Origin of the sequence: Bilophila sp. 4_1_30 (genome assembly GCF_000224655.1) — a bacterium.
GTDB lineage: Bacteria > Desulfobacterota > Desulfovibrionia > Desulfovibrionales > Desulfovibrionaceae > Bilophila > Bilophila wadsworthia.
The window spans coordinates 278,509-280,453 of sequence record NZ_JH114234.1 but is presented as its reverse complement, the minus strand read 5'-3'; the positions used below and the strand labels follow the sequence as shown (position 1 = coordinate 280,453).

The window sequence follows — 1,945 nt, the reverse complement described above, 5'->3', positions numbered from 1 at the left end:
GTGATGTCCAGACTGGAGCCGTCGCCCATGAAGATCGCGTTCGAACCCGTGGAGTCCGTATTCCCGCTGAACACGATCTCCTGACCAGCGCCGGGATTGAGGGTGACGGCACGGGTGTTGTAGATGGCCCCGCCAAGCCCGCTGGCCGTATTGCCGGTAAAGCGCGCTCCGCCGTTGAATGCGAGGGAACCATCACTGCCGGAATGGCCCTTCTCATTCATGGGGAAACCATTATAGATGGCACCGCCATAACTGGCGCTGTTCCCCTCAAACACCGTGTCCGCAGCCGCAATACGCAACGTACCGTCACCTGTTAAATACAATGCCCCACCGTTGCTGGCGCTGTTCTCTCTGAATACCGAATTCATCAAATCAAGCGTTGTGGAATCACCACTGCCTCCTTGCAGGTAGATGGCTCCACCTCTGTCCGCCTGGTTCCTTTCCAACCGCGTTCCGCTTCCCAGCGCCAGCGTCCCATTTTGGGCATATATGGCTCCGCCTTGCCGGGCCTGATTGTCTTCCACAAGGGCATTCTTTCCCAGGCTCAGCGCGCCGGTTACGGCTAACGCCCCGCCCATATACGAAGCCTTGTTGCCCCGTATGACGGCGCCTTCCCCTAAACGCACGGAGCCCAGACTGTAGATGGCTCCGCCATAGCCGCAACTTTCGTTCTTTTCGATGAGGGCATTCTTGCCCAAGAGGATTTCCCCCTTTCCGTCCAAGAACAGAGCCCCTCCGCCATAACCTTCACCGCCTGCAGCCAAAACGGTCGCATTGCCGGAGAGAACCGCGTTATCCCCAAACGTGATGCTTGCCTTGGAGAAGAGAGCTCCTCCGCCCTTCGTACCGTCCCCTGCGGAATGGTTATTGAGAACCGAGACATTATTACCAAAGACTATCTCACCAGTAGAGGCCACGGTTGAAGTGTGAGCTGGCACGAGCTCGGTGCCCCAATTCTGGATAGTCAAAGGCCCATCCGACGTGACATGCACCCCGGAATCATCGTGGATCAGACTGCTGGTATCGGACGCCTTGCTTCCGTCGAATACCCCAGACAGGAAGCGGTATTCACTTGCCTGCCCCGGTTCCTTTTTTACGGTAATGGCATTCGCAAGAGTGACAGGAACCCCGGAATTGTCCAGCCATCCTCCTACGGTTCCGTCCGAAGCGGCGTCGGACTTGTTGCCCGTGTAGTAATAGGGCGAGATGGGGCCTGGATTGGGAATGTTCACATATGTCCCGGTGAACGTGATCTCCTTTGCGGAACCCGAGCCGGACGCATCCGCCCCGACGTTGCTGGCTCCCAACAACAGGGCCGCGGCCTGGGCATAGGTCAGGTTATACTTGGCGTCATCGAACGCGATCAAGCCGGAATCAAAGTTCCAGTTGTCTCCGTTCAGCTTCACGGAGCCGGGATTTCTGGCGTCGCCTTCGGCATTCAGGCCGTTGGCGAAGATCTGCCCTGTCCCCGTCTCCAGGATGCCGCCGGCCAGAACCAGCTTGCCGCCCGTAACGGCGTTCTCCGCGTCCTGCGACGCAAAGGAGAACTCAGACATCTTCAGCTTGCCGCCCGCGATGGTAACCAGGTTCTTGATGAGCCACTTTTCGGCAATGCCCGTAAGCCCGCCCTCGAAAGAAGCCGTGCCCAGGAAGCCGTCCATTGAGGCGTTGAGAAACAGTTCCCCGCTCCCCGTCTTCTTCAGGGTCGGCGTTGCGCTTTGAGACGACAGCGTATCATCAAAGACGACCTTGCCGTCTCCCATGATGTCCAGACTGGAGCCGTCGCCCATGAAGATCGCGTTCGAACCCGTGGAGTCCGTATTCCCGCTGAACACGATCTCCTGACCAGCGCCGGGATTGAGGGTGACGGCACGGGTGTTGTAGATGGCCCCGCCAAGCCCGCTGGCCGTATTGCCGGTTAAAGCGCGCTCCGCCGTTGAATGCG

The 1,945-nt window shown here is 58.7% G+C and carries 1 protein-coding gene; it reads right to left on the bottom strand.

Annotated elements, in window-relative coordinates; translation table 11 throughout:
- Window positions 1-1,945, bottom strand: a 1,945-nt coding sequence (locus HMPREF0178_RS22175; protein ID WP_009381173.1) for a hypothetical protein, incomplete at both ends; no start/stop codon positions are given.